The following is a 7,487-nucleotide window of genomic DNA, read 5'->3' on the forward strand; positions in this document are numbered from 1 at the left end:
TTTGGCACGTTTCATCATGCAAAAACTGGTCCTCGATCAGGCGAAGTAGGCTTGCGTCACGAGACAATCAATAACTCATATTGGCAGCAGCTTAAATGGCCTTTCTCGCGTATTCGCTAACGCTGTCCCGAGTCAAACCAATGCAGTCTCAAGCGCAACAGTGCCATCTTCTTGAGCGAAAAGCGCTGTTGCACATGAGGTTGAACACTTCACAGCTATTGAGGCTGCAAACCAATTCCTTTGGCTACGGCTTGCCAGCGCTCTGACTCCGCCCGCATGAAGGCACGTGTTGCGTCGCGTGAAGAGCCTTTGAGGTCAATGCCAAGCGTTGAAAGGCGTTCAAAGACTTTCGGATCAGACAAGCTTTTCAGCGTTTGAGTACGAACCATCTCCAGTGTATCAATAGACGTAGTGGATGGTGCTACGAGTGCCCACCATTGGTTGACCTCAAAATCTTTAAAGCCGAGTTCAGCCATCGTGGGCACATTCCGCATACTGGGTGTATCCATGCGGCGTCGGCTGGTCACTGCCAAAGGCTTGATCTTGCCAGCAGACATCAGACTCGCGCCACTGGCAAGGGTCGCAAAATGCCCGGCTACGATGCCTGCGGCCACATCGGTGAGCGCTGGCGCAGAGCCGCGATAAGGCACCATCGTGAATTTTGTTTTTGTGGCTTTGGCAAATAACTCACCCACGAGATGGCTGGATGTGCCCGAGCCACTATGCGCTATGGCAGAAGGCAGACTTGGCGTAGAGGATTTGACAAAGCCTTTCAGATCGTTTGCTGATGAGTTCGCAAACAAGATCATTGGTGATGTACCGATCAGCGAAATCGGCGAAAAATCGCGCAACAAATCGTAGGGAACTTTAGCCACGACAGCCGGAGCAATCGCATGCGGCAACTCAACGATAGACAAGGTATAGCCATCAGCGGGTGACTTGGCAGCAAAGTCTGTGCCAATTTGGCCACCTGCCCCGGCACGGTTGTCCACAATCACCGACTGCTTCAAACCTTCGCTCATGCTCTGAGCAAGGGCACGCGCAATCGCATCGGTACTACCACCTGGCGCCCACGGCACAATGATCTTGATGGGCTTGTCCGGATAAGCAGCTAGTGCGATACGAGGCAGGGCGAGAGTAGCTGCCGATGCGGTGAGCATCAAGCGGCGAGATTTAGAAAATGAATGGCTCATAGATAGCTCCTAAATAAATCATGTTGGAAAACTTGGATCGCGAGAGGCATTGGCAGTAAGCAGCCAAAGCACGCGGCTGCTGGCTGAAATTCGCTCTTCTTTGCGTAAAGTGGTGATGGCAGAATAGGCAGCGGCTGCGCACAGTTCAGCGCTGATACCTAAGGCCAACAACTCATCTCTGGCAGAGTGAGCCGCTGCATCATTCACAACCACAGCGCCACCCAAAGATGCTGTGGCTGCTTGATATTGCAAATAAGTGACGGTGGCACCTGCCGTAGAAAACTGAGCGGTTTGGCCAGAGTAGGTGGCGTGCAATTCTGCGCCTGCGAGCACTTTCGACAAGCGAGCAAATGGCTCAACGATCCAGATACGCGGTAATACTGCGATACGCCCAGCATGCAGCAACTCACGAAACCCTGCAAAAATTCCCCATGCTAAGTCCCCGCGCGCAGTGGGCACTACAACATCAGTAGGACTCACGGCGTTGTCAATGCATTCCTGTGCAATCAACTTATAGCCTTCAATGGCCAACGGCGCACTACCTAGTGCCGGTAGACTGTAATTTGTGAGTGCAAGATAGCCTAACTGCTGCGCACGTTCTCGAACAAAAGCCCATCGTCCCTCGTTGTCTGCAAACGAGTGACAGACAGCACCATATTCATCAAGCAACTTCGCGTAGGCACGCGGTAGACCATCGTAGGCAGCGACTTCACATCGCAATCCTGCTGCTTGCGCATATCGCGCTGCCGAAAGGGCAGCATTGCCCGAAGAAGCCAACACCACTGTATGCGCACCCATTTCAAGGGCTTGCGTGATGCCGATAGCCGACATCCGATCCTTGTGCGAACCTGTCGGGTTGCAGGACTCGTCTTTGATCCAAAGTTGAACAACATCAGTCGTGCGAGCTAAGCTAGGCGAAGGCGTGCATGGTGTATTTCCCTCGCCCAAACTGAAAGGTCGGTCATAGGCTTGCAGCACACGCATACTGGGCGTGGCCGAATAGTCTGCGCGCAAACTCGCGTGGATGCCTTGCGCCAGACAAGAGACGCAGCCTATCGGGTTGGTGCGATGAGCCTCGTAAGCTGTGTTGCAGCGCAAGCAGCGCCATCCCGCAATTAAGCGTACGGGTCTGCTGTGCAAATCTGCGTGACCTAGTACAGCACTCATCATTTGTTCGGTGCTGTCTCAATCAATTTGAGCGCTTGCTTCATGCTTTCTATGCCTTCGTTTTCTAATGCATCGTAAGCAGGCTTCTCTGCCAGCAATGCTTGGTAGGTGGCGCGTGCCTTGGCAAGCTTGGCTGCATCTGTGGTTTTTGGGTTGGCAAGTGCGGCTTCTACACGCTTGAGTTCACTGGACAAGAAAGCCGGTTGCTCGCCAAGGTCTCGTAGCGCTGAATTTGTGAGACTGCGGATTCGTAGCAACATTTTGATGTCAGCTTGATCCATGATGCCTTGACTGCGCTCTAAAGCGACACGGGCGGCAATGGCTTCTTTGCTGTCCAACTTTTTAGTGGCTGCAACTTGGTTGTATCTGGCAATATCCTCACTAAAGTCGTGCGCCACGGCGGGCAGCGCCATCATGAGCGCGAATGAGCATGCGAAAAGCGTTTTGACAAATTTCATTGAAGTCTCCAAATAAGTGATCAGGGAGCTTCCAATGTAATTATTGGATGATTATTTGCAACATGTTTATATATTCACTTGATAATTTCTTTTATCATTGATAAGTCTAAAACAATTGCCCGTAAACCATGCGATTCACAGAGATTGAGACTTTTCGCGCGCTGATGCGCACAGGTACAACGCATAAAGCAGCGCAATTGCTTCGGGTGACTCAGCCTGCTGTGAGTCAGTCGCTCAAGCGCCTAGAGACTCAGGCTGGACTAACACTATTCCAGCGGCGATCAGGCCGGCTAGTGCCTACACCTGAAGCACAAGCGCTTATCGGTGAAATTGATCGCGTTTTCATCGGTATGGATGCTATCGAGCATCGGCTGAGCAGTTTGCGTGATTTTGGTTTGGGACGCATGGAAATCAGCTGCTATCCGGCATTTGGTTTGGGCTTCTTACCAAGGGCGCTTGCGAGCTTGCGCGCGCAGCTAGACCTGCAACCACCGACCCGCTGGCCGCAGGTCTCACTGCAAGTACTCAGCTCAAAAGATGTGTTGGATCGCGTCAGCAGAGGCGCATGCGATTTCGGGCTCATGGCGGATGAGTTGCCGCTTGAAGGAATTAACCATTCCACCTTTGCAAAAATGAGCGGTGTTGTTGTGATGCCGTCAGGACATGCGCTCGCGCGCTTCAAAAAAATTACGCCCAGTCAACTTGCAGAAGTCGATTTCATCGCACTTAATCCAGAAGACGCATCTCGACATCGGCTTGAGACTGCCCTAGCTTCGCACGGCGTGAGCCTGCGCGTGGCTGCACACACGCCCTACGCGGCCAGCGTTTGTGAGATGGCGCTACGCGGGCTAGGTGTTGGATTGGTCAATCCAATTACTGCTCTGGACTATGCAGAGCGCGGGCTTGTGGTGCGACGGCTATCCGTTGACGTGCAGTTTGCCTGCATTCTGGTGCTGCCCGGCGACAAAGTGCTCTCTCGCACCGCTCAGTCATTTCTGGCAGTCATGCGTCATCAATTGGCGGAGGATGAACGCCGTCTAAAAACACTGCTGAAATGATGCGTGCGGAAAGTTCATGGAACTTTTTCAAAGCTGATGTATCATTTAGCCATGCGCAGATATTTTCTACTCGCCTTGATTTTGCTAACAAGCCTTCGTGGCTTTGTTGGCGACGCTATGGCCATTGAGATGTCTCGCATGCATCAAAGCACGACGACGGCAGTACACCACTCTGTAACTTCAAAGGCGAGCAGCAGTGAGCATCCTTGCCACCTAGTCGATGCAGTTAGTACTGATGTCGTTCAAAATGCATCTGAATGCTCACCATCAGCCAGTTGCATGTCTTGCCAAGTTTGTCATACGCCTGCTTTGCAAAACAACATAGCCTTTTCTGTGTCATTTGCCATGCCTAGTCAGCATGGTGACCAAAGTGTCTTCTCTTGGATGAGTGCTGAACTCGTTCAACCTCAAAAGCCACCCGTTCTCTAAATTTTCATAGCCTTCGTGCGCCCGCAGTTTTTGTTAACTGTGATCAACGCTTTGCTTTGGAGATTTAAGATGAATTCTTTACGTATTTTTTCGATTCGCAGCGCATGGATTTGCGCTAGCTTGTTGCCTTTGGCCGTGGCAGCGCAAACTCAGCCGCCATCCGTGGCCAATTCGAGGGCTACAGTGCCCGCTGTGGAGTACCGTAGCGTGTTCCGCGAGACCTCGCTAGGCATAGAGCGAGACAAACTTGATTGGCGCAAAGCCAATGATGATGTCGGTAAGTTCACACGCGGGCATGTGGACATTCTGAAGCAGGAAGAGATGGAGAGTCAAAAGACTACCAAGCCATCCGCTGCACCAGCCCACAAACATTAACAACACCTTTAAGAGGCTTTTATGGCTTTAAAACGAACCCTGCTCGCCCTAGCGAGCGCGGCGCTACTGGCTGGCTGCGCGAGTCTCACGCCAGACGGCGGCGCAAAAGATATGGCCGATGCAGCAGCGCCCAGCTTGAATGCTATTGGCGTTCAACAAGCGAGCGTTGCTACTGCGACCACAGCACAAACGCAAGAGGCAGTGAACCAACTACTGAACCAGTCACCACTGACGATGGATAACGCTGTGCGTATCGCACTTCTGAACAATCCGTCACTCCACAGCAGTATGGCGCAGCTACGCATTAGTGAATCCGAGCGCGTGCAAGCCGCCACGCTGCCCAATCCTCATTTCTCCTTCATGCGTGCCGTTGAAGGTGACAAAGTGATGATTGAGCGGGCGCTAGGTATCAATGTCTTTGGCTTGTTGGCGTTGCCTTGGCGCAGCCAATGGGCTGGACAGCAACACGAAATCGCCAAGCTGCAAGCAGCGCAAAGTGTGATCCGCATCGCCGCTGATACCCGCAAAGCTTGGATCAGTGCCGTTGCTGCGCAGCAAACGGCGCAATACGCTGCGCAGGCCAAACTCGCTGCTGAGGCTGCTGGCGAATTGGCACGGCGACTAGCTCGTGTGGGCAACTGGAGCAAGCTCAATCAAGCCAAAGAGCAAGCGATGCTGGCAGATGCTGCCACTTCACAGTCCCGTGCAGAGAACACCGCATTTGCCGAACGCGAAAAGCTCATCCGGCTCTTGGGCTTATGGGGCGACCAAACGCAATTCAAGCTACCTGATCGACTGCCCAACTTACCCAAAGAGGTGATGGATTCCAAAGACTTAGAGGCTCGCGCGCTCGCACAACGTCTGGATGTGCGCGCTGCTGCCCAGCAGTCTGGTGATGTGGCACGGTCTTTGGGTTATGTGAGAGCTACTGGCTTTATAAACGCACTGGATTTGAGGCTGATCCGCGAAACCACGACCGATCAAACCACGGGCGATAAGGAAAAACTGCGTGGCTGGGAAATCGAATTGCCTATTCCTATCTTTGATTGGGGCGGTGCAGCCAACGCGCGAGCGCAGGCCACCTATATGCAATCTGTTGCGCAAGTGCGCGCTTCAGCGATCAATGCCCGCAGCGAAGCTCGCGAAGCATGGCACAGCTACCGCACTGCACACGATGTGGCCAAGCATTACCGAGACGAGATCGTACCGCTGCGCAAGTTCATCAACGATGAAAACCTACTGCGCTACAACGGCATGCTGATCGGCGTGTTTGATTTGCTGACAGACACCCGCACCAACATCATGGCCGTGAGCGCGAGCATCGACGCTTTGCGCGATTTCTGGCTGATTGAAACTGATTTGCAAACCGCACTCACTGGCACTTCGCCCGGTGGCATGGCCGGCTTGAGCGCTGCACCTGCGGCTGGCGGCGAAGCAAAACCACACTGAGGCTCACATTCGCGTGAACACCTCCACCTAAGGAAAAAATATGGATCGCAGAAACTTTTTTAGCTCGGCAACGCTAGGTGCAACCGCACTGGCTGCCACCGCAGCCAGTGTGAGTAAAGTGGCGATGGCCGCTTTACCGGAACCCGTGATGCAACCGAAGCCGGACACTATGCCGCCGCTCGTGCCGCAAACGGGCAGACCCTACAACCCCGTCGTAACGCTCAACAGCTGGACACTGCCTTGGCGCATGAACAACGGCGTGAAGGAATTTCACTTGGTGGCTGAACCCGTGGTGCGTGAAATGTCCCCCGGTTTCAAAGTCAATATGTGGGGTTACAACGGCCAATCGCCAGGCCCGACGATTGAAGTCGTCGAAGGTGATCGGGTGCGGTTGTTTGTCACCAACAAGCTGCCAGAACACACCACGATTCACTGGCATGGCCAGCGACTGCCTAATGGCATGGATGGTGTGGGTGGCTTAAATCAGAAGCAAATCCCTGTGGGCAAGACGTTTGTGTATGAGTTTGTGGCGCGTCGCCCCGGCACCTTCATGTACCACCCACATGCCGACGAGATGACGCAGATGGCCATGGGCATGATGGGTTTTTGGGTCACGCACCCGAAAGAAAAAAATCCAGTGATTGATGAAGTCAACCGCGATTTTTGCTTCTTGCTCAATGCCTATGACATTGATCCCGGCAGCATGACTCCCAAGATCATGACCATGCTGGATTTCAATCTATGGAGTTGGAATAGCCGTATCTTTCCCGGCATTGATTCGCTCAACGTACGTCTGAATGACAAGGTTCGCATCCGCATTGGTAATTTGACGATGACCAATCACCCGATTCACCTGCACGGACATGAGTTTTTGGTCACGGGTACAGACGGCGGGCCTACGCCCAAATCTACACGCTGGTATGAAGTCACAACAGACGTGGCGGTGGGGCAAATGCGGCAGATCGAGTTCCTTGCTGATGAAGAAGGCGATTGGGCATTTCATTGCCACAAGAGCCATCACACGATGAATGCGATGGGGCATGATGTTCCAACCATGATTGGCGTGGATCACAAAGGACTCGTGAGAAAAATCCAAAAAGCCATTCCCGACTACATGGTGATGGGCGAGCGCGGCATGGCAGATATGGGCGAGATGGAGATGGAGCTGCCTGAGAACACCGCACCGATGATGACAGGCACAGGGCCTTATGGCTCGGTCGAGATGGGCGGCATGTTCAGCATGGTCAAGGTGCGTAAGGATCAGAAACCGGGCGACTATAAAGATCCCGGTTGGTACAAGCAACCACCCGGCACGCAAGCTTTTGAATGGACAGGTGCATTGCCTGAGCCTGCACGCT

General features: G+C 53.2%; 7 protein-coding genes. 4 read left to right on the top strand and 3 right to left on the bottom strand.

Translation table 11 applies throughout. From position 1 onward, the window contains the following. Positions 1–215: 215 nt before the first annotated feature. From KIH26_RS16740 to KIH26_RS16750, 3 genes are read right to left on the bottom strand one after another with little or no spacing between them, the layout of a single operon-like run. Positions 216–1,193 carry a Bug family tripartite tricarboxylate transporter substrate binding protein gene (locus KIH26_RS16740; RefSeq protein ID WP_249661622.1) on the bottom strand — a complete coding sequence of 326 codons (978 nt, stop codon included), beginning with the start codon at positions 1,191–1,193 and terminating at the stop codon, positions 216–218. Between the two features lie 18 nt (positions 1,194–1,211). Beyond that, positions 1,212–2,360: a pyridoxal-phosphate dependent enzyme gene (locus KIH26_RS16745; RefSeq protein ID WP_249661634.1), complete on the bottom strand. Its 1,149-nt coding sequence runs from the start codon at positions 2,358–2,360 to the stop codon at positions 1,212–1,214. Beyond that, a complete protein-coding gene (locus KIH26_RS16750; protein WP_213446835.1) occupies positions 2,360–2,818 on the bottom strand; it encodes a hypothetical protein in 459 nt (152 codons plus the stop codon). Before KIH26_RS16750 ends, KIH26_RS16745 begins: the two co-directional genes overlap by 1 nt. Positions 2,819–2,946: 128 nt before the next feature. Between KIH26_RS16750 and KIH26_RS16755 the strand changes: the two genes are divergently transcribed. The 4 genes from KIH26_RS16755 to KIH26_RS16770 form a co-directional block, all read left to right on the top strand. Continuing rightward, a complete protein-coding gene (locus KIH26_RS16755) occupies positions 2,947–3,876 on the top strand; it encodes a LysR substrate-binding domain-containing protein (protein ID WP_213446836.1) in 930 nt (309 codons plus the stop codon). Between the two features lie 498 nt (positions 3,877–4,374). Continuing rightward, positions 4,375–4,680 (top strand): hypothetical protein, encoded by a 306-nt coding sequence (locus KIH26_RS16760; RefSeq protein ID WP_213446837.1) that lies wholly within the window; start codon positions 4,375–4,377, stop codon positions 4,678–4,680. A gap of 21 nt (positions 4,681–4,701) precedes the next feature. Next, positions 4,702–6,129: a TolC family protein gene (locus tag KIH26_RS16765; protein ID WP_213446838.1), complete on the top strand. Its 1,428-nt coding sequence runs from the start codon at positions 4,702–4,704 to the stop codon at positions 6,127–6,129. A gap of 40 nt (positions 6,130–6,169) precedes the next feature. Beyond that, positions 6,170–7,487: multicopper oxidase family protein (locus KIH26_RS16770; RefSeq protein WP_213446839.1), on the top strand; the 1,318-nt coding region annotated here is incomplete at its 3' end.

The sequence above is a fragment of the Variovorax sp. PCZ-1 genome (assembly GCF_018413605.1).
GTDB lineage: Bacteria > Pseudomonadota > Gammaproteobacteria > Burkholderiales > Burkholderiaceae_C > JANMDU01.

Coding starts and splice junctions, on each gene's coding strand:
- KIH26_RS16750 (WP_213446835.1), bottom strand. CDS start 2,818: ATGAAATTTGTCAAAACGCTTTTCGCATGCTCATTCGCGCTCATGATG.
- KIH26_RS16755 (WP_213446836.1), top strand. CDS start 2,947: ATGCGATTCACAGAGATTGAGACTTTTCGCGCGCTGATGCGCACAGGT.
- KIH26_RS16745 (WP_249661634.1), bottom strand. CDS start 2,360: ATGAGTGCTGTACTAGGTCACGCAGATTTGCACAGCAGACCCGTACGC.
- KIH26_RS16760 (WP_213446837.1), top strand. CDS start 4,375: ATGAATTCTTTACGTATTTTTTCGATTCGCAGCGCATGGATTTGCGCT.
- KIH26_RS16765 (WP_213446838.1), top strand. CDS start 4,702: ATGGCTTTAAAACGAACCCTGCTCGCCCTAGCGAGCGCGGCGCTACTG.
- KIH26_RS16740 (WP_249661622.1), bottom strand. CDS start 1,193: ATGAGCCATTCATTTTCTAAATCTCGCCGCTTGATGCTCACCGCATCG.